General features: G+C 73.4%; 16 protein-coding genes and 2 pseudogenes. 11 read left to right on the top strand and 7 right to left on the bottom strand.

Going from position 1 to position 19,646, the window contains the following annotated elements; translation table 11 throughout:
* The 6 genes from FHG89_RS26745 to FHG89_RS26725 form a co-directional block, all read left to right on the top strand.
* Positions 1–696 (top strand): helix-hairpin-helix domain-containing protein (locus tag FHG89_RS26745; RefSeq protein ID WP_244295884.1); only part of this gene is annotated, 696 nt, incomplete at its 5' end.
* Positions 697–792: 96 nt separating this feature from the next.
* The gene (locus tag FHG89_RS33130) at positions 793–969 is read left to right on the top strand and encodes a hypothetical protein (RefSeq protein WP_167517534.1); all 177 of its coding nucleotides are present in this window, start codon (positions 793–795) and stop codon (positions 967–969) included.
* On the top strand, positions 966–1,736 hold the full coding sequence (locus tag FHG89_RS26740; protein ID WP_139587177.1) for a methyltransferase domain-containing protein: 771 nt from the start codon (positions 966–968) through the stop codon (positions 1,734–1,736). Before FHG89_RS33130 ends, FHG89_RS26740 begins: the two co-directional genes overlap by 4 nt.
* A complete protein-coding gene (locus FHG89_RS26735; RefSeq protein WP_139587176.1) occupies positions 1,733–2,905 on the top strand; it encodes an alkaline phosphatase family protein in 1,173 nt (390 codons plus the stop codon). Before FHG89_RS26740 ends, FHG89_RS26735 begins: the two co-directional genes overlap by 4 nt.
* Positions 2,906–2,967: 62 nt before the next feature.
* On the top strand, positions 2,968–4,227 hold the full coding sequence (locus tag FHG89_RS26730; protein WP_139587175.1) for a DNA polymerase IV: 1,260 nt from the start codon (positions 2,968–2,970) through the stop codon (positions 4,225–4,227).
* 116 nt (positions 4,228–4,343) lie between these two features.
* Positions 4,344–4,745 (top strand): DUF3040 domain-containing protein, encoded by a 402-nt coding sequence (locus tag FHG89_RS26725; protein ID WP_139587174.1) that lies wholly within the window; start codon positions 4,344–4,346, stop codon positions 4,743–4,745.
* Between the two features lie 226 nt (positions 4,746–4,971).
* On the opposite strand, the gene FHG89_RS26720 is transcribed toward FHG89_RS26725, so the two are convergent.
* The 3 genes from FHG89_RS26720 to FHG89_RS26710 are packed head-to-tail and all read right to left on the bottom strand — an operon-like array spanning position 4,972 to position 9,824.
* Positions 4,972–7,455, bottom strand: a complete 2,484-nt coding sequence (locus tag FHG89_RS26720; RefSeq protein ID WP_139587173.1) for a transglutaminase TgpA family protein — start codon at positions 7,453–7,455, stop codon at positions 4,972–4,974.
* A 16-nt stretch (positions 7,456–7,471) separates the two neighbouring features.
* Entirely contained in the window at positions 7,472–8,770 is a 1,299-nt protein-coding gene (locus FHG89_RS26715) for a DUF58 domain-containing protein (protein WP_139587172.1), read from the bottom strand.
* A gap of 1 nt (position 8,771) precedes the next feature.
* On the bottom strand, positions 8,772–9,824 hold the full coding sequence (locus tag FHG89_RS26710) for an AAA family ATPase (RefSeq protein ID WP_139587171.1): 1,053 nt from the start codon (positions 9,822–9,824) through the stop codon (positions 8,772–8,774).
* A 390-nt stretch (positions 9,825–10,214) separates the two neighbouring features.
* Between FHG89_RS26710 and leuS the strand changes: the two genes are divergently transcribed.
* Complete coding sequence (gene leuS, locus FHG89_RS26705; RefSeq protein WP_139587170.1) at positions 10,215–13,055, top strand: leucine--tRNA ligase; 2,841 nt, start codon at positions 10,215–10,217, stop codon at positions 13,053–13,055.
* Between the two features lie 161 nt (positions 13,056–13,216).
* Here leuS and FHG89_RS26700 read toward each other — a convergent pair whose 3' ends face one another.
* The 4 genes from FHG89_RS26700 to FHG89_RS26685 are packed head-to-tail and all read right to left on the bottom strand — an operon-like array spanning position 13,217 to position 16,617.
* Positions 13,217–13,984: a phosphotransferase gene (locus tag FHG89_RS26700; RefSeq protein WP_139587169.1), complete on the bottom strand. Its 768-nt coding sequence runs from the start codon at positions 13,982–13,984 to the stop codon at positions 13,217–13,219.
* A complete protein-coding gene (locus FHG89_RS26695; protein WP_139587168.1) occupies positions 13,981–14,664 on the bottom strand; it encodes a TVP38/TMEM64 family protein in 684 nt (227 codons plus the stop codon). The genes FHG89_RS26700 and FHG89_RS26695 overlap by 4 nt, the downstream gene beginning before the upstream one ends.
* Positions 14,661–15,380, bottom strand: coding sequence for a type 1 glutamine amidotransferase (locus FHG89_RS26690; protein ID WP_139587167.1), 720 nt, complete (start codon positions 15,378–15,380; stop codon positions 14,661–14,663). The genes FHG89_RS26695 and FHG89_RS26690 overlap by 4 nt, the downstream gene beginning before the upstream one ends.
* The gene (locus tag FHG89_RS26685; protein ID WP_139587178.1) at positions 15,370–16,617 is read right to left on the bottom strand and encodes a MurT ligase domain-containing protein; all 1,248 of its coding nucleotides are present in this window, start codon (positions 16,615–16,617) and stop codon (positions 15,370–15,372) included. The genes FHG89_RS26690 and FHG89_RS26685 overlap by 11 nt, the downstream gene beginning before the upstream one ends.
* A gap of 355 nt (positions 16,618–16,972) precedes the next feature.
* Between FHG89_RS26685 and mraZ the strand changes: the two genes are divergently transcribed.
* The 4 genes and pseudogenes from mraZ to FHG89_RS26665 all read left to right on the top strand — a co-directional run.
* Positions 16,973–17,404 carry a division/cell wall cluster transcriptional repressor MraZ gene (gene mraZ, locus FHG89_RS26680; RefSeq protein ID WP_139587166.1) on the top strand — a complete coding sequence of 144 codons (432 nt, stop codon included), beginning with the start codon at positions 16,973–16,975 and terminating at the stop codon, positions 17,402–17,404.
* 205 nt (positions 17,405–17,609) lie between these two features.
* Positions 17,610–18,719 (top strand): annotated as a pseudogene (gene rsmH / locus FHG89_RS26675) (16S rRNA (cytosine(1402)-N(4))-methyltransferase RsmH).
* Entirely contained in the window at positions 18,709–19,317 is a 609-nt protein-coding gene (gene ftsL, locus FHG89_RS26670; protein WP_139587165.1) for a cell division protein FtsL, read from the top strand. The pseudogene rsmH and the gene ftsL overlap by 11 nt, the downstream one beginning before the upstream one ends.
* Positions 19,318–19,320: 3 nt before the next feature.
* Positions 19,321–19,646, top strand: a pseudogene (locus FHG89_RS26665) (penicillin-binding protein 2); the annotation flags it as partial.

Below are 19,646 nucleotides of genomic sequence, written 5' to 3'. Positions count from 1 at the left end.
GTCCGGCTGGGGCTGTCCAGCGTGCGTACCCTCGGATCCGAGGTGGCCGAGCGGATCGAGGCCGAGCGGGCGGCGGGCGGGCCGTACCGGGACATGCCGGATCTGGCCCGGCGGGTCGGCCTCACCGCCGCGCAGCTGGAGGCGCTGGCCACCGCGGACGCCTTCGCCTGTTTCGGGCTGACCCGGCGGGAGGCGCTGTGGGCCGCCGGTGCGGCGGCCCAGGACCGGCCGGGTCGACTACCCGGCACGGTGAGCGGCGCGGCGGCGCCGATGCTGCCCGGGATGGAGGCGGTGGACCGGCTGGTCGCCGACGTGTGGGCCACCGGGTTGTCGCCGGAGAGCCATCCGGCCCGGTTCATCCGGGGGCAGCTCGACGTGCTCGGCGCGGTGCCGATCGCCCGGCTGGGCCGGGTGGAGCCGGGGCAGCGGATCCGGGTCGGCGGCATCGTCACCCACCGGCAGCGCCCGGCGACCGCGGGCGGGGTGACCTTCCTCAACCTGGAGGACGAGACGGGGATGCTCAATGTCACCTGTTCGCCGGGGCTGTGGCAGCGCTACCGGCGGGTGGCCCGCACCAGCGCCGCGCTTGTGGTGCGGGGGCGGTTGCAGCGCCACGAGGGGGTGACCAACCTGGTCGCCGACCGGCTGGACGCCATCGAGCCGCCGGTCAGTCCCGCCTCCCGTGACTTCCGCTGAACAGTGATCCACATTACGGTTTCTGACGCCCCCGAGCGGGAGACTCGTGCGGAACGGGCAGAGCGGCCCGTGATCCATGAGGGGGAATGACAAGTGATGGGGAACCACACGTACACCGGCGGTGGAATCGCCAACGCCCGACGGACCCGGCTGGGCTCCGGCTGGATGCCGTCGCACCTCACCGACCCCCGTGAGTACGAGGTGACAAACGGTCCGGTGGCCAACGAGCGCCGGTCCCGGGCCGAGGACGCGGTCGAGGGCGCTGAGTCCTGACCACTAGGCTCGACCGGGTGGAGCAGACCCGAGGCCGGTTCGCCGGGCCGCCGCTGACCGCCCGTACCGCCGTGATCTGGTCGGTGCTCCGCGCCGAGCTGGACCGGCGTGGCGACACCGAGCTCACCGTGCTGGACGTGGGCGGCGGCACGGGTGGTTTCGCCGTCCCGCTGGCCCGCGCCGGGCACCGCGTCACAGTCGTCGACGCGAGCCCGGACGCGCTGGCCGCGCTCACCCGTCGGGCCGCCGAGGCCGGGGTGGCCGACCGGATCGCGGCGGTGCAGGGCGACGGCGACGCCCTCGCCGGCCTGGTCGAGCCGGCCGGCGTCGACCTGGTGCTCTGCCACGCCGTGCTGGAGGTCGTCGACGACCCGACGCCTGTGGTGACCGCGCTGGCCACCGCGCTGCGTCCCGGCGGCGCGGCAAGTGTGCTGGTGGCCGGCCGGGCCGCCGCCGTGCTGGGCCGGGCGATGAACGGCCACCTGGACGTCGCGACCGCCCTGGCCGCCGACCGGTCCGGCACCGCCGGGCCGCGCGACACGCTGCGCCGCCGCTACGACGCCCCCGGCGCCGCCGCGCTGCTCGCCGCCGCCGGGCTCGTGGTCGAGGAGATCCACGGGGTACGCGTGCTGGCCGACCTGCTGCCGGCGGCGGTCGCCGACGGACAGTCCGCCGCCCTGGTCGAGCTGGAACGTGCGCTCGCGGCCCAGCCCCCGTACCGGGACCTGGCCGCCCAGCTGCACCTGTTCGCCCGCCGACCGGCATGACCACGCCGCCGGGTGGTCCCCCCGCGCCGCTGACGGTCCTCGGGCCGGACCACGGCGCGGGCCGACTCGCCGACGTGCTGCCCAGCGCGCTCGCCGTGCTGGGCGTGCCCGGGTCGGCGGACCCGCTCGGGCTCGTCCCCGCGCTGGCCGGGGTACGCCGGATAGCCGTGCTGCTGGTCGACGGGCTCGGCTGGTACCAGGTGCCGACCGCCACCCCGTACGCGCCGACGCTCGCCGGGCTCGCCGCGACGGCGGGACGCCCGTTGCTCGCCGGGTTTCCGTCCACCACCCCGACCAGCCTGGTGTCGCTGGGCACCGGCGTCGCGCCGGGCGCGCACGGGGTGCTCGGCTTCACCGTGCGGGTGCCCGGCACGGACCGGGTGCTCACCCACACCGACTGGGCGGGGGATCCGTCGCCGCTGAGCTGGCAGCCGGTGACCACCCAGCTGGAGCGCGCCCGCGCCGCCGGTGTGACGACGACAGTGGTGAGCCGGCCCGAGTTCGGCGGCAGCGGGTTGACGCTTGCCGCCAACCGGGGCGGGGACTTCCGGGGCGCCGCCGGCGGGGACGAGGTGGCCGCCACCATGCTGGCGGCGCTGACCGCCGGCGCCGGACCGACCCTGGTCTCCGGCTACCACGCGGACCTGGACCGGCACGGCCACCTCAGCGGCGTCGACTCGGCGCCCTGGCGGATCGCCGCGAGCGAGGTGGACGCGCTGGTCGCCCGGCTGGTCGACGGGCTGCCGTCGGACGCGGCGCTGCTGGTGACCGCCGACCACGGCCAGCTCGACATTCCCGCCGGACACCGCTTCGACCTGGACACCGATCCTCGGCTGCGCGACGGGGTCCGGGTGGTCGCCGGGGAGGCCCGGGTCCGCTACCTGCACGTCGCTCCGGGCGCGGTGGACGACGTGGTGGCCGCCTGGTCGGCCGTGCTCGGCGAGGCCGCCCGGGTACGCACCCGCGCCGAGATGGTGGCCACCGGCTGGTTCGGGCCGGTGCCCGAGGAGCATCTCGGGCGGATCGGCGACGTGGTGGTGATCTGCAACGACACGTACGCGGTGATGGCCAGCCGCACCGAGCGGCCGATGGCGTCGAAGCTGGTGGCCTACCACGGGGCGGACACGGCGGCCGAGCTGACCGTGCCGCTGGTGGTCGTACGGGGCTGAGGGGCGTACGGCCCGGCAGGTTGGCCGCTGGTGTTGTCGTACCCCCGGGTTAACCTGCCGGGATGGGCCGCAGTCAGTCGTTGCCCCGGGGCGGGGATCCACGCTTCGGGCCGGATGCCGATGACTCCGCGAGCCCGATCCTGCACGTCGACATGGACGCCTTCTTCGCCGCCGTCGAGGTGCGCCGTCGACCCGAGCTGCGCGGCCGACCCGTGATCGTCGGCGGCATCGGGCCGCGGGGCGTGGTCAGCTCGGCCAGCTACGAGGCCCGCCGCTACGGCGTACGCAGCGCGATGCCGACCAGCCAGGCCCGGGCGCGCTGCCCGCACGCCGTCTACCTGGCGCCGGATTTCACCGCCTACACGGAGGCCTCCCGGGCGGTCATGCAGATCTTCCGGGACGTCACCCCGCTGGTCGAGCCGCTCTCCCTCGACGAGGCGTTCCTCGACGTGGCCGGCGCCCGCCGACTGTTCGGTTCCCCGGCCACCATCGCCCGGCTGATCCGCCGCCGGGTCGCCGACGAGCAGGGGCTGACCTGCTCGGTCGGGGTGGCGCCGAGCAAGTTCGTGGCCAAGCTCGGCTCCACCCGCGCCAAACCGGACGGCCTGCTTGTCGTGCCCCCGGGGCAGGTCCTCGAATTCCTGCACCCGCTGCCTGTCGACGCCCTCTGGGGGGTGGGGGAGCGGGCCGCCGAGACGCTGCGCCGGCTCGGCCTGGCCACCGTCGGCGACCTGGCCGAGGCCCCGCCCGGGATGCTCCGCCGGGCGGTCGGCGCGGCGGCGTCGGCCCACCTGCACGAGCTGGCCTGGGGACGGGACCCGCGCCGGGTCAGCCCCGAGCACGTCGACAAGTCCATCGGCGCCGAGGTGACCTTCGACGCCGACGTGGCCGATCCGCTGGAGATCCGTCGCGCCCTGCTCGCTCTCAGCGCGAAGGTCGGGGTACGACTGCGGGGCTCCGGGCAGGTGGGGCGGACGGTCACCCTCAAGGTCCGGCTGGCCGACTTCCGCACCGTCAACCGCTCCCGCACCCTCGGCGTTGCCACCGACACCGCCCGCGAGATGTTCGACACGGTGTGGGCGCTCTACACCGCGCTGGACCCGGGCGAGCGGATCCGCCTCGTCGGTGTCCGGGTGGAGGGCCTCGCTCCCGCCCAGGGCGCACCCCGGCAGCTCACCCTCGGCGCGCCCGAGCGCGGTTGGCGCGAGGCGGAAGCTGCCGCCGACGCCGCTGCTGCCCGATTCGGGCGGTCCGTCATAGGTCCGGCCAGTCTGATGCGCGACCGTGATCCCCGTCGAAACGAAAATCCACCCCACCCGTAGGTCGTCCCGCTTTCCGACGCGCGACCCCCCTCGTAGACTTGCGGGTAAGCAGCCGGTTGGCTGCCACGGTCTGTCGGCCCGAGTGGGCCCGACCAACGTGACCGGGGAGGAGTGCCGTGCCGCTCTCGGAGCACGAGCAGCGGCTGTTCGAGCAGATCGAGCGGTCGCTTGCCGAGGACCCCAAATTCGCCTCGGCCGTGCGCGCCAGCGATCCGCGCTTCCATGCGCGGCGTCGCCTGCTCGTCGCTGCCGGCGTGATCATCGCTGGTTTGGCTCTACTGGTCTATGGCGCGGTGATCAAGACTCCACCGCTGGCGGTGGCGGGCTTCGTCGTCATGCTGGCCTCGGCCGCGTTCGCGGTGCAGTCGCACCGTCGGGCGCAGTCACCCGACCTGCACGTGGTGGGCGGCACGACGAGTCGTCGTCGTCCCCGCGGCGGTGGCCGATCCGGTCGCCGGCCGTCACTCCTGGACCGCATGGAGGACAGGTGGCGGCAGCGCCCGGAGGGGCACCGCTGAGCCCGTCCCGCCGCTGAGGCGGGCCGTACACCGCGACGAGCGGGTCGCCGGACAGCCCCGGCGACCCCTACCGTATCCGCGCGCCCTCGTCCGCCGCCGCAGGCATCGCACACCCGACCTCGCGTCAACCTCACGCCGTGCCCTGGCCGAGCCACGGCACGGCCATCCGGGGCGGTGACGGTGCGGGAGCGGTGGCAGGTCGCCACCGCCCCCGGACAGTTGGTGCTCAGCGGGCCGTTCGGTCGGCCAGCAGGCGACGCGGATTCCAGCGCAGCAGGCGGTACCGGGCGCGGCCGGTCAACGCCACCATCCGGCTGGAGTTGTCCGCGAGGGCCGTGCGCCAGCGCAGCAGCACCGACGGCGGCAGCAGAGCGGCGAGCACCCTGGTCCTGCGGTCCGCCCGGGCGGCGAGCGCACTCCGGACCGCGCGCAGCGCCGGCGGCAGGCGTTCGCCGGTCAGCGGATCCCTGGCGTACCGGGCCCGCTCCTCGGCCCGGCCCAGCAACCGCGCCGCGCCGACCGCGTCGACGTCGTCGGCGAGGGTTTCCCGGACCAGCCGGTCCGCGGTGGCCCGGGGAGTCTCGGTCTGGTCCACCCGCACCTGGAAGTCCACCAACGTGTCGAGCAGTTCCGCCCAGGCGGCGTGCGCGTCCGCACGGGCCTGGTTGGCGTCCGCCACGACCACCACCCGTGCCTGCGGCGCGCCGTCGCCGTCGCCGTCCCCGGCGGCGGGGGAGGCCACCATGGCGCCCACCGCTCGGCCGCTACGCCGACGCCGCAGGGCCAGCCGGCGCAGCGCCGGCACCGCGAGCAGCGCCAACAGCGCCAGCAGACCCGCCGTCCACCAGGGCCACACCGGAGGTTCCTCGGTCGGCGTCTGCCCGCCCAGGGACAGGCCCGTGTCGGTGTCCCGGTCGGCGTTGTCCGGGCCGGCCGGGCCGGCCGTCGCGTCCGGACCCTGCGGAGTGTCCGCCGTACCGGAACCCGGCGTGGTCGGCTCCGGCGCGTCCGTGTCCGGAGCCCACGAGGACCGGGTGGAGCCCGCCACCCCGTACGACGGGGTGGCGTCGAACGGCACCCAGCCGATGCCGTCGAAGTAGACCTCGGTCCAGGCGTGCAGGTTGAGGTTGGTCAGCGTGTACGTGTCGCCGTCGCGCTTGCTGCCGTTGGTGAAGCCGAACGCCACCCGGGCCGGGATGCCGGCCGTGCGGACCAGCCAGGCCATCGCCGCCGCGTACTGCTGGCAGTAGCCGACCTTGTTGGTCAGGAAGTTGACGATGTCCTGGCCGCTGCTGCCGCTCTGGGTGCTGAGCCGGTAGCTGAACCCGTTGTCCGCGGAGAAGTGCTGGTAGATCGCCAACACCCGGTCATAGTCGGTGCGCTTGCCCTGGACCAGCCCCTTGACCAGTTCCTCCACCTCGGGCACCGTGCCGGGGGTGGCGGTCAGTTGCCGGCGTACCGGGTGGTCGGCCGGCAGCGGCCGCGCGGTCCGCAGCAGGGCGGGGGAGTACGCCGAGCGGATGTAGTCGAACGTGTACTTGCGACCCCGGGAGCTCTCCCGGTTGGAGAAGATGACCTGCTGGTTGGGGTCGTACAGCCAGTTGCCGCTCAGGTCGTCGGTGCGGGTCGGCTCGGCGTACACCGGCATCAGGGACATGCTCAGGCTCTTGGTCACCTCGACGGTCGCCCGGTACGGGCTCTGCTGCACCCCTCGACCGGCCCGCTCGGTCGGGTCCGGCAGGTCCCGGTTGACCGCCCGTCCGCTGGGGGTACGCGCCTGGAACCCGTTCGGACGCAGCTCGTCGGCGACGGCGTAGCGCAGGTAGAACGGGTTGGGCTCGGAGGTGGTCACCTTGACCAGGTCGGCCACTTCGGACTGGTTGAGCTGACCGGCCAGCGCGGCGAACAGGTCGATCCGCCCCGACGCGCCACCGGAACCCGAACGGCCGTTGCCGGTGCCGTTGCCCGTCCCCTCGGTGAGCGTGTCCAGCAGCCCGCCGGTCATGCCCGGCACGGCCAGCGGCACCACGACAGCCAGCGCCACACCGACCGCCGCGAGCCGGCGGCCGGCCGACGCCAACGGGGACGCCTCCCACACGTCGACGTCGCGGCCGTCACCGGTGAACCGGCGGCCGAACCGGCGTACCCGTTGGACGTTGTCGGTCACCAGCAGCCAGAGGTAACCGGCGGCGCCCACCACGAACGGCGTCGCGGGGACGCTGTCCACGTAGACGGCGACCGGCACCGAGTAGATGGCGAGCATCGGCAGCCCGGCCAGCGCGGGCCGGCGCAGGCCCACCGCCAGGACGTCGACAAGCACGGCCACGCCGCCGACGCCGAGCACCGTGATGAACAGCAGCGGGTCGGTGTCGGGGACCTCGACGCCGTACGAGCGCATGTCCTGCATGGAGCCGTTGAGCAGGTCGGCGAAGTGGCTGACGGTGCCCGTCGAGGGCAGGAACGCGAGCAGCTCCGAGCCGCTGGGGAACAGCCAGGTCAGGGCGAGCAGCAGGGCGGCGAGCATGCCCAGCACCTGACCCCACAGCGGTGCCCGGACGAGCCGGGTCAGCGCGGCCACCCCGGCCACCACGGCCACCGCGATCGCCGACTGGATCAGCCACGTCCAGCTCTGGAAGATGGCCGACAGCGGCGCGGCGGCGAGCAGCGTGGCGGCGGCCGCCACCGCGCCGATGTTCCGACTGGCGATCATGAGGGGAACCTTCCGTTCATCGCACGCCGCCGGCGACCGTCTCGGCCAGCGCGGCGCGCAGGGCGAAGCCCTGGGAGCCCCGGCCCGCCTGCGGCCACAACGCCGGCAGACGGCTGCCGTGGTCGACGCCGACCACCCGCCAGCCGCTCTGCAACAGGGCGAGCGCGGCGGCCCCGTGCGTGCGCTCCGCCTCGGCCCGCGCCTTCTCCGGCAGGCTGAGCCAGGTGGAGCTGTCCAACAGGAAACCGACGCAGGTGGCGCCGTTGCCCCGCAACCCGGCCAGCAACTCGGCCTCGGCCACGCTCACCGCGCCGAACAGCCCGATGATCAGACCGCCGTCGGCGCGCTGCCGGACCCGCTGCACCAGCTCGGTCACGTCGGCGCGCTGGTCCAGTCGCACCTCGGCCAGATGGTCGAGCAGCGCCCCATCCCCGCCGGCCTCCGAGGCGTCCACGTCCACTCCGGAGCCGGTGACCAGGCGCAGTTTGTAGCCGGCCTGCCGCAGGTGCACCGCGATGCTGGCGGCGGCGGACACGGCCCACTCGAAACTCGCCGTCGGCCCGTCACCCCGGTGGCCGTACGCGCGGGTGTCCAGGACGACCGTGGCACGGCTCTCCCACGGCTGCTCCTCGCGGCGCACCATCAGCTCGCCGGTGCGCGCCGTGGACTTCCAGTGCACCCGGCGCAGGTCGTCGCCGCGCCGGTACTCCCGGGTCGCCGCGTCGTCCTCGCCGTGCACCGCCACCGACCGGGCCCGGCTGTCGCCGCTGCCCGCGTACTCCCCGGGGAGCCGGACCGACGGCAGCGGGGTGACCTGCGGGATGACCGTCAGGTGGTCGGTGCTGGGGAAGGACCGGGTGAGCTCGCAGAGGCCGAACGGGTCGGTCATCCGGACGACCAGCGGGCCCACGTCGTAGCGGCCCCGCACGTCGGCCCGCACCGTGTACGCCACGGAGCTGGCCTGGTGTGCGCCGAGCCGCTCCAACACCACCCGGGGTCGGCTGCCCAGCGCGTAGGGCAGCCGGTCCTCCAGGAGCAGGGTGCCGGTGGGCAGGCGGGACAGGTTCTGCAGGCGCAGCACCACCCGGGAGTTGGCCCCGACCGGAACCCGGTGCGGGTCCAGTGACCGGTTGCAGGCCAGCTTGTAGCGGCTGCGCCCGACGTAGGCGGCGGCCAGCAGCGGGAGGATGGCCAGCAGCACGGCCACCCGGAGCAGGTCCTTCTCGCCGAGGATGCCGGCCGAGATCGCCGCCGCGACGGCGGCGGCGAGGAAGGAGCGCCCGCGGGTGGTCAACCCGCGTAGCCCGGCACGCACGTCACGGCCTCCGCGGCTCGTAGGGCGCGCGGCCGTTGCCGGTGGCGGGCCGGGTGTCGTACGGGTTGCGCTGCCGGTCGTGTGGCAGCGGCAGCCGGTGCACCAGCTCGGAGACGATCGCGTCGGTGGTGCGCCGGGCGAGCTGCGCGTCGGCGGTCGGGATGATCCGGTGGGCGAGCACGGGCACCGCGAGGGCCTGCAGGTCGTCGGGGAGGACGTAGTCGCGCCCCTCCAGGGCGGCGACCGCCCGGGCGGTGCGCAGCAGTTGCAGGGTCGCCCGGGGGGACGCGCCGAGCCGCAGGTCGGGGGCCTCGCGGGTGGCGGTGACCAGGTCGATGGCGTACTGCTTGACGGCGTCGGCGACGTGCACCTGACGGACGGTGGCGATGAGCTGCCGGACGATGGCCGCGTCGGAGACCGGACGCAGCTCGTGCAGCGGGTCGGTGGCGCCGTGCCCGTCGAGCATGGCCAGCTCGGCGCCCGAGTCGGGGTAGCCCATGGCGATCCGGGCGGTGAACCGGTCCCGCTGCGCCTCGGGCAGCGGGTAGGTCCCCTCCATCTCGATCGGGTTCTGGGTGGCGATGACCATGAACGGGGTCTGCAGCTGGTAGGTCACACCGTCGACGGTGACCTGGCGTTCCTCCATGCACTCCAGCAACGCCGACTGGGTCTTCGGCGAGGCCCGGTTGATCTCGTCGCCGACGACCAGGTTGGCGAAGACGGCGCCCGGGCGGAACTCGAAGTCGTGCGTCTCCTGGTTGTAGACGCTGACACCGGTGACGTCGCTGGGCAGCAGGTCGGGGGTGAACTGGATCCGGCGCACCGTGCAGTCGATGGACCGCGCGAGGGCCTTGGCCAGCTTGGTCTTTCCGACACCGGGGACGTCTTCGATCAGGAGGTGGCCCTCGGCGAGCAGAACGGCCAGGGCGAGCCGCACGGTGGCGGTCTTGCCCTCGATGACCTGCTCGATGTTGGCCACGATGGCCTCGCTGGCGGCGCGGAACTCGTCGTGCGGCAACAGGCCGCCCACCTCGTCCCAGGTCTGTTGTGTCACGGGCCTCCTCCTCGTCGCCGTCACGGCAGCTCTGTAGAGAGCACCTGGACCCGCCGTTGGGTTCGCGACGTCGAGCCTCGTCTGCCGCAGGATTCTCACTGGCCTCTCAGGCTAACCATGTTTGTCGTTATCGCCGACCCCCGCAGGTAGTCCGTCGGTTACGCACCGATATTCGCCAGGTCGGGGGACGGGGTACGGCGTCGGTCGGGAAAACTGCCGGCGGGGTACACTGCGGGCATGGCCGGAGTCTTCCTGCTTCTTACCGGGCCGTGCTGATGCGCTGAACGCGTGACAGCACGGCGGCCCCTCCTGCGCGAGGGGCTTTTTTGTGCCCGTCGCCGGTCCGGCCCGGTGACGCCGAGACGAAGCGAAGCGAAGCGAGGAGAGACGATGAGTGAGGCAGCCGCACCGGCGGGCGACATTCCCCCGTTCCGGTACACCGCGGCCCTGGCCGACGAGATCGAGAATCGTTGGCAGGACACCTGGGCACGCGAGGGCACCTTCCACGCACCGAACCCGACCGGCCCGCTGGCCGACCCGACGCACCCCCGCGCCGGCGCGGAGAAGCTGTACGTGCTGGACATGTTCCCCTACCCGTCGGGCGCCGGCCTGCACGTGGGTCACCCGCTGGGCTACATCGGCACCGACTCGTACGCCCGCTACCAGCGGATGGCCGGGCGCAACGTGCTGCACGCGATGGGCTTCGACGCGTTCGGTCTGCCCGCCGAGCAGTACGCGGTGCAGACCGGCACCCACCCCCGGACCACCACCGTGGCGAACATCGAGCGGTACAAGGCGCAGCTGCGCCGGCTGGGGCTGGCCCACGACGAGCGTCGTTCGGTGGCGACCATCGACACCGACTTCTACCGCTGGACCCAGTGGATCTTCCTGCAGATCTTCAACTCCTGGTACGACCGCGACGCCCGGCGCGCCCGCCCGATCACCGAACTGATCGCCGAGTTCGAGGGCGGCAACCGGTCCACCCCCGACGGTCGGGCCTGGGCCGAGCTGAGCGTCGCCGAGCGCCGGCAGGTCGTCGACGACCACCGCCTGGCGTACGTGTCGCACGCCCCGGTCAACTGGTGCCCCGGGCTGGGCACCGTGCTGGCCAACGAGGAGGTCACCGCCGACGGCCGCTCCGAGCGGGGCAACTTCCCGGTCTTCAAGCGCAACCTGAAGCAGTGGATGATGCGGATCACCGCGTACGGCGACCGGCTGCTGGACGACCTGGACAGCCTGGACTGGCCCGAGGCGATCAAGCACATGCAGCGCAACTGGATCGGTCGCTCGACAGGCGCGCACATCGACTTCCCGACCGCGCAGGATCCGGTGCGGGTGTTCACGACCCGACCGGACACCGTCTTCGGTGCCACCTACATGGTGCTGGCGCCCGAGCACGAGCTGGTCGACGCGCTGGCGCCGGCGGCCTGGCCGGAGGGGACCAGGGACGCCTGGACCGGCGGGCACGCCAGCCCCCGGGTGGCCGTCGAGGCGTACCGCAAGGCGGCGGCGGCCAAGACCGACGTCGAGCGGCAGTCCGACAGCAAGGAGAAGACCGGCGTCTTCATTGGCGCGTACGCCACCAACCCGGTCACCGGCGCGCAGATCCCGATCTTCATCGCCGACTACGTGCTGGCCGGCTACGGCACCGGCGCGATCATGGCGGTGCCGGCGCAGGACGAGCGGGACTGGGCGTTCGCCGAGGTCTTCGAGCTGCCCATCGTGCGGACCGTGCAGCCGGCGGAGGGCTTCGACGGCAAGGCGTACACAGGTGACGGCCCGGCCATCAACAGCGCCGCGCCCGAGCGCGGCCTGGACCTGAACGGCCTGGGGGTCGCCGACGCCAAGGCGGCGATCATCGCCTGGCTGGAGGCGAACGGGCACGGCACCGGCGCGGTCACCTACCGGCTGCGCGACTGGCTGTTCTCCCGGCAGCGCTACTGGGGTGAGCCGTTCCCGATCGTCTACGACTCCACCGGCGCGGCCATCGCCCTGCCGGAGGAGATGCTGCCGGTCGAGCTGCCCGAGGTGGACGACTTCTCGCCGAAGACCTTCGACCCGGACGACGCGGACTCCAACCCGGAGACGCCGCTGTCGCGGCGGCGCGACTGGGTCGAGGTGGAACTGGACCTGGGTGACGGGCCGCAGCGCTACACCCGCGAGACGAACGTGATGCCGCAGTGGGCCGGCTCCTGCTGGTACGAGCTGCGCTACCTGGACCCGACCAACAGCTCCCGGTTCGTGGACGAGGAGAACGAGCGGTACTGGATGGGTCCGCGCGGCGCGGGCGACTGCGGGGGCACCGACCTGTACGTCGGTGGCGCCGAGCACGCCGTGCTGCACCTGCTGTACGCGCGGTTCTGGCACAAGGTGCTGTACGACCTGGGGCACGTGTCGTCGTTCGAGCCGTTCCGCAAGCTGTTCAACCAGGGCATGATCCAGGCGTACGCGTACACCGACTCGCGGGGCAGCTACGTGCAGGCCGAGGAGGTCGTCGAGCGCGACGGCGCCTACTACCTGGGCGACCTGGTGGTCAACCGCGAGTACGGCAAGATGGGCAAGTCCCTGAAGAACGTGGTGACGCCCGACGACATGTGCGCCGCGTACGGTGCCGACACCTTCCGGGTGTACGAGATGTCGATGGGCCCGCTGGAGGTGTCCCGTCCGTGGGAGACCCGGGCGGTGGTCGGCTCGTACCGGTTCCTGCAGCGGGTCTGGCGGGCCGTGGTCGACGAGCAGACAGGTGCGCTGCGGGTCACCGACGACCCGGCCGACGAGGCGACCCGCCGGCTGCTGCACAAGGTCATCGACGGGGTCCGTGGGGACATGGACAACATCCGGTTCAACACGGCGATCGCCAAGTTGATCCAGCTGACCAACGGGCTGACCGGGCTGTCGGCGACGCCCCGCGAGGTGGCCGAGCCGCTGGTGCTGATGGTGGCGCCGTTCGCCCCGCACATCGCTGAGGAGCTGTGGCGTCGGATGGGTCACGAGACCTCGCTGACGTACGCGGACTTCCCGACCGCCGACCCGGCGCTGCTGGTGGCCGACACGGTGACCTACCCGGTGCAGGTCAACGGGAAGGTCCGGGGCCGCGTCGAGGTGCCCGCCGACGCGTCCGAGGAGACCGTCCGCGCGGCGGCCCTGGACGCGGTCGCCGCCACCCTGGCCGGTAAGGAACCCCGCAAGGTCATCGTGGTCCCGGGCCGCCTGGTCTCGGTCGTCGCCTGACGCCCACCGTCGCCTCCCCGGTGCGGCCGGGGACAGCCGGCGGGTCGGCAACGGCACCGGTGCATCGTGCCGAGCGGTATGACTCAGTGGAATGAACATGCCCCTGAGTCATACCGCTCACCGAACACACCGCCCCCGCCCTCGGCTGCCCGCCGCGCGGGTCAGCCGGTCAGCGCCGCCTCCACGACCGGACGACGGCTGCGCAACCACTCCTGCCAGCGGCGCACCCCGCCGGGCACGCCCGCGTCGCGCAGCCGGCGAAGGGCCGGCTCACCCCGGGCGGCGCCGGCCTCGATGCCCCGCCAGGTGCCCTCCAGCTGGTGGAGCATCACGTCCACCAGCTCGCCCCGGTCCAGCGCGGGCGACCCCGACTCGTAGGCGTCGCAGAGGACGCGACACCGCCGGCCCAGCTCGGCGGGGTCGGCGCCCTCGCCCAGCGGGGCCCAGTGCCAACCGGCGAACGCCACATCCTCGATCCGCCGACCCGGCCCGGCCAGGTCCCAGTCGACGAAGGCCACCGGGAGCGGCCCGGCCGGGAAGTCCCGGTACACCGTGTTCTTCGGAGAGAGGTCGCGGTGGCACACCGTCTCGGCGTCGCCGGCCAGGTCGGTTCCCGCGCACGCGTCGTGCAACAGACGGATCAGCTCGGCCAGCCGCACCAACGCCGGGTCGGCGAAGAAACCTGGATCCTCCCGGTCCCGCCACGGCACCCGGCCCGCGACGTAGCTGAGCATCTGCCGGCCCCGCTCGTCGACACCGAGCGCAAGGGGCGCGAGGTCCGCGCCCCTTGCGGCCAGGTGGCGCAGCAGCGCGGCGACGAACTCCGGGTTGGCCGGTGGGGTACGGCGCACCGTGTCGCCGACCCGGACCACGTCAGCCACGAAGCCGCCCGTCAGCGGCTCCTCGGCCGAGCCGGTCGACCCGCTCACACCGGCATCGAGCGGCGCTGCCGTTCGGCCCGCCACCACCGGTGGGCCAGCACCAGGCCGGCGATCAGGCCGAGGCTGGCGGGGGCGGCGGCGTACCAGTTGACGTGACCGGGGGAGCTGACTGCCGCGCCGATGGCGGCGTACCCGAAGGCGGTCGGCGCCGAGGCGATGACGCTGCCGGCCAGGAACGGCAGCATCCGCGCGCCGGTCGTGCCGTAGCCGTAGCTGACCAGCCCGAAGCCGGCGATCGGCAGCAGCCGGACGGTGACCACGCCGAACACGCTCTGCCGCGCGAACCACCGGTCGAGACGGGCCAGCCGGCCACGGACCCGTTCGGCGACGAACTCCCGGCCGAGCAGCCGGCCGACAGTGAACCCGATCGCCGCCGCCACCAGCGCGGCGCCCAGGGCGTACGCGGCACCCTCCAGGGGGCCGAAGATCGCGCCGGCGGCGAGCGTGATGAACGTCCGGGGGACCAGCGCGACCAGCAGCAGCGCGCCGCCGAGGATCGCGGCCACCGGAGCGAGGTCACCCAACCGGTCGGCCAGCGCCGGGAGCTGCTCCGGATCCGGTCGGGGCACCAGGAGCAGCAGCAGCCCGCAGCAGCCGATCAGCAGGACGAGCAGAGAGAACCGGGCGGCCGACGGTTGCCGCAGCAGCCGCCGGACGGCGCGGATCATGCCCGGGCGGCGGCCACTGCGGCGCGACGCTCGTTGCGGAGCCGGTCGGACCAGGTGTCGTCCAGCGGCGGAAGCTGGTGCGCCCCGGTGGCCCAGCGCAGCAGCAGGTCGGCCAGGGCCGGGTTGCGGGCCAGCGCGGGACCGTGCGAGTAGGTGCCGAGCAGCTTGCCGCGCCAGGCGCCCTCGGTGGCGCCGTCGTTGCCCACCCCGGCGGTGACCCGGGCCAGCGGAGAGACCTCCGGGCCGAGGTGGGTACGGCCGCCGTGGTTCTCGAAGCCGGTCAGGGCGGGCAGACCCAGCCGGGGGTCGATCTCGCCGGCCAGCTCGCCGACGGCCCGGCTCGGACCCCGGTCGGACTGGAGGTCGAGCAGCTCCAGGCCACGACACTGCACGCCCTTGGCGAAGAAGGACATGCCGAGCAGCTGGTAGCCGGCGCAGACACCGAACACCACCGAACCCTGGGCCACCGCCCGGTGCAGACCGCCGTCGGCGATCAACCGCTGCGCGCCCAGCGCCTGCGGCCCGTCCTCACCGCCGCCGACCAGGTAGATGTCGGCGGTCGCGGGCAGCCGCTCGTCGGAGCGGACCTCCAGCACCTCCACCGGCATGCCACGCTGGCGCGCCCGCCGGGCCAGGATCAGCGCGTTGCCCCGGTCGCCGTAGGTGGACAGCAGGTCGGGGTAGATCCAGACGATACGCAGGCTCTCAGTTGACACGGTCCAACTCCGCTCGGATGTCCTGGAACGCGGTGTAGTTCGCGATGACCTCCAGCCGCCCGGGCGGGACCGACCGGATCGCGTCGTCGAAGGTGCGGACGTGCTGGAACGGTACGTCGTTGACGTCCAGTCGGACCGCCAGGTCGTACGCCCGGTCGCCGGTGATCAGCACCTGCCGGCCGCGCAGCGGCGCGAAGTCGACGTCGAAGAGCCAGGAGGTGTCCAGTCCGTCGGGGTCGCGCGCGTTGATGGAGAGCAGGGTCGGCGCCTCGTCGGCCATGTCGAACGCCTCCAGCCAACTGGCCGGGTTCTTGGCCAGCAGCAGCCGGATGTTGCGCCCGTCCTTGTCCACCTGCGCGTAGCGGCCCGCCACCGAGGTGACGATGCCGAGGCGGGACACCGCGTCGACCGGGCGTACGCCGAACTCGGCGGCCACGGCCAGCGCGGTCGCCGCGTTACCGAGGTTGACCTTGCCGGGCAGTTGCAGGGAGACCTTGTGCCAGGCGCCGGTGGGGTCGAGCACGCCCTCGTCCTCGACGACCCACTGCGGCTCCGGTCGGCGCAACGGGCAGCCGGTGCACCACCACTGGCCGCCGGAGCGCTGGATGGTCGAGCCGCACTCGGGGCAGACCCAGGAGTCGTCGTGCCAGCGCTGGCCGGCGCTGAACCAGGTCACGTGGGGTGGGTTGATGCCCCGGGCCGGGTCCGCCGGAGGGGTGGCGGCCCACACGACCATCGGGTCGTCGGCGTTCGCCACCACCCGCACGTCGGTGTGCCGGACCAACGCCGCGCGCCAGAGCTGCGCCATCATGGCGACCTCCTTGGCGCGGTCCAGCTGGTCGCGGGACAGGTTCAGCAGGGCGACGACGTGCGGTTCGGTCGCCTCCAGCACCTGGGCCAGGTAGTGCTCGTCGACCTCCAGCACCGCGTACGGGGTGCTGCCGGCCTTGGCCAGCGCCGAGGTGTGCCCGGTGGGCATGTTGGCGCCGAACGAGTTGGTGGCGACCCGGCCGAGCACGCCGACCGCGGCGGCGGTCAGGCGCGTGGTGGTGGTCTTGCCGTTGGTGCCGGAGACGAGCGCGATCGCGCGCCCGGCCGACAGGTGGGCCAGCAGGTCCGGGTCGATCTTCAGCCCGATCCACCCGCCGATCACCGAACCGTCGCCACGGCCGGCCGCCCGGGAGAGCGCCGCGGCGGTCCGTGACACGGAGCTGGCCACCTTGGCCCGTAGGGGCATTTTCGCGTCCGTCACGCGAGCGAGGTTACCGGACCGCCCGCCTCACCAGATCGCCGCCGACGGTGAACCGTTCGGCCGTGGCATCCGCGCAGGCGGCCGGGTCGGCGTCCGCCGGACGGAGTCGATCTATGTCGGAAAGCGGACCACGCCGGAGGGGCGCCGTGGCCCTCCACTCCGCTCCACCCCGTGTGACGTGCGGTTTTGCCCTCGGATCAGACGCGCCACGCGGGCGAATCTGGTTGCGGGTGGAGGGAAGTGGAGTAGAGTGGGGACCAATGGTGAGGCCGGGAGGGCTCACCGGCCCGGGGGGTCAGCGGCGCCGCGAACGCCGCTCAGGGGCGAGGGGGTAGGGCCGGTGTTTCTCGGCACCCACACTCCACGCCTGGACGAAAAGGGCCGGTTGATCCTTCCGGCCAAGTTCCGGGATGAGCTGGCGGGGGGTGTCGTGGTCACCAAAGGGCAGGATCGCTGTCTCTATGTCTTCCCGACACCCGAGTTCCAGCGGATCGCGGAGCAGTTGCGCGCGCAGCCGATGACGCACAAGGCGGCCCGGGCCTACAGCCGGGTCTTCTTCGCCAGCGCGCACGACGAGGTGCCGGACAAGCAGGGTCGGGTGACGATCCCGTCCCACCTGCGGGAGTATGCCGCACTGGACCGCGATCTCGTCGTGATCGGCGCGAGCACGCGGGTGGAGATCTGGGACAAGGTCGCCTGGGAGACCTACCTCGCCGAGAGCGAAGACGACTTCGCCGACATCGAGGAGGGGGTGCTGCCCGGCGGTCTGTAGGGCGGAACGGCGCCCGACGTACTGCGAGATCTCCAGCCGCTTTCGAGTTCCTGGCATCCCTTCCCCGGTGCCAGGCGCACGATCCAGTCATCGGGTCCGACCCCGGTGGCCGGCGGGAGCGGATGGGGATCTGGCGGTACGACGGCAGCGCCGTCCGACGGCAGGCGCGCGAGAAGAACGGACGTTTCAACCAGTGGGGGTCGACATGGGGGAGTTGCGCGGCACGCACGTGCCGGTGCTGCTCGAGCGGTGTCTCGAGCTACTGGCCCCCGCGCTGGGTCGAGGCGGCCGGACGGTGCACGTCGACGCCACGCTCGGCCTGGCCGGGCACGCGGAGGCGGTGCTCCAGGCGCACCCGGAGACGGTCCTCATCGGGCTCGACCGGGACACCGAGGCGCTGGCGCACGCGCGGGTCCGGCTGGCCCGGTTCGCCGACCGCATCCACCTGGAGCACGCCGTCTACGACGAGCTGCCCGAGGTGCTGGAGCGGCTGGGCTATCCGGGCATCGACGGGATCCTGTTCGACCTGGGGGTGTCGTCGCTGCAACTGGACGCGCCCGACCGCGGGTTCGCCTACGCGCAGGACGCGCCACTTGACATGCGGATGGACCAGACGCGGGGGGTGACCGCCGAGGAGGTGGTCAACACGTACGCCCACCCGGACCTGGCCCGGGTGCTGCGGGTGTACGGCGAGGAGAAGTTCGCCGGTCGGATCGCCTCGGCGATCATCCGGGAGCGGGAACGCGCCCGGATCACCTCGTCCGCGCGGCTGGCGGAGCTGGTCCGGGACTCGATTCCAGCACCGGCCCGACGAACGGGCGGACACCCGGCAAAGAGAACGTTTCAGGCTTTACGGATCGAGGTAAACAGAGAACTGGCGGCGCTGGAGACAGCGTTGCCATCCGCGCTCGACGCACTGACCGTGGGCGGTCGCATGGTGGTCCTGTCCTACCACTCGCTGGAGGACCGGCTCACCAAGGCGGCGCTCGCGGACCGGGTCCGCAGTAAGGGCCCGGTCGACCTCCCGGTTGAGCTTCCCGGGTCCGGTCCGACGTTCCGGCTGCTGAGCCGGGGCGCCGAACTGCCCGGGGAGGCGGAGGTCGCCGCGAACCCGCGCGCCGCTTCGGTGCGGCTGCGGGCCGCGGAACGACTCGACCCGAACGCGACAGAACAGGGGCGGACCGACCGCGAACGGTCTCGCCGACGGGTGAAGGGAATGCACCAACCGGGCACGGGGTCCGCCTGATCCGTGGGGGATCAGGGGCGCCGCGACCGTAGAGGGACGGATGTTGAGGGGGAGGGACATGAACATTGACAAGCGCGACCGCCGGGACGTCACCGGCGGCGGGCAGCGCGCACCGCGGTCGGGGGGCCGGACCGCGGCGGAGCGGGCTCCGCGCGTGGGGAACGGTACGCCACGCATCGATCGAGTGAATCGGCAGGGGGAGGCTCGCGCCCGGGGGGCGCGCGAGTTCCCGACCCAGGGCAGCGCCGCGCTGCGTCCGGTCGAGAAGACCGGCGTCGCGGCGACCGCCCGTCCGCCCCGGCTGCGGGTGGCGCCGCCGGCGCCGGTGTCGGTGCCCCGGGCGCCGTTCGCGGCCCTGATCGTGGTCCTGGTGGTCGGTGGGGTGCTGGGCATCCTGGCGGTCAACACCAAGATCAATGAGAACGCGTTCCGGTTGGAGAAGCTGCAGCAGCAGCAGGCCCGACTGGACCTGGAGAAGCAGCAGCTCGACAAGCAGATCGCCGAGGCGGAGGCGCCGGGGAACCTGACCGCCGAGGCGCGTCGACTGGGGCTGGTGGACGCCGGGGAGCCGGGGTACGTCCGGCTGCCGGACGGCAAGCTGCCGCTCGGCGTGCCGAAGCCGGCGACCGGCGAGCCGTCGGTGACCAGCCAGGGCGCGGGAGGCTGACCGGTGCCACCGAGATCGGACGAACCGCGCCGGAACCCCACGGGGTCCCGGCGCGGTTCTGCGCGTGACACCGGACCGGCCGACGGCGAGTCGCGCACCGACGAGCCGGGCATCGGCGGCATCTCCGGCGCTCGGGCGTACACCCCTCGGGGTCGGACGGTCCGCGAGGAGCGCGGCGTGCCGGCGCGCGGCGCCGAGCAGCGGCGCACCCCCCGTAGCACCCGCTCCAACGACCCGTTCCGGCCGGCGTTGCAGGTGCTCGACGGTGGCCGCGCCGCCGCCGCCCGGGCCGCCCGGCGGGACGCGCCGGCCGGAACGGGTCGTTGGAG

Origin of the sequence: Micromonospora orduensis (assembly GCF_006228125.1) — a bacterium.
GTDB lineage: Bacteria > Actinomycetota > Actinomycetes > Mycobacteriales > Micromonosporaceae > Micromonospora > Micromonospora orduensis.
This window is presented reverse-complemented; position numbering and strand designations above follow the sequence as displayed.

Bases quoted from the DNA above. Each gene is read 5' to 3' on its own strand.
- leuS (WP_139587170.1), top strand. From the start codon at position 10,215: ATGAGTGAGGCAGCCGCACCGGCGGGCGACATTCCCCCGTTCCGGTAC.
- FHG89_RS26720 (WP_139587173.1), bottom strand. From the start codon at position 7,455: ATGATCGCCAGTCGGAACATCGGCGCGGTGGCGGCCGCCGCCACGCTG.
- FHG89_RS26685 (WP_139587178.1), bottom strand. From the start codon at position 16,617: ATGCCCCTACGGGCCAAGGTGGCCAGCTCCGTGTCACGGACCGCCGCG.
- FHG89_RS33130 (WP_167517534.1), top strand. From the start codon at position 793: ATGGGGAACCACACGTACACCGGCGGTGGAATCGCCAACGCCCGACGG.
- FHG89_RS26735 (WP_139587176.1), top strand. From the start codon at position 1,733: ATGACCACGCCGCCGGGTGGTCCCCCCGCGCCGCTGACGGTCCTCGGG.
- FHG89_RS26730 (WP_139587175.1), top strand. From the start codon at position 2,968: ATGGGCCGCAGTCAGTCGTTGCCCCGGGGCGGGGATCCACGCTTCGGG.
- ftsL (WP_139587165.1), top strand. From the start codon at position 18,709: ATGAACATTGACAAGCGCGACCGCCGGGACGTCACCGGCGGCGGGCAG.
- FHG89_RS26695 (WP_139587168.1), bottom strand. From the start codon at position 14,664: ATGATCCGCGCCGTCCGGCGGCTGCTGCGGCAACCGTCGGCCGCCCGG.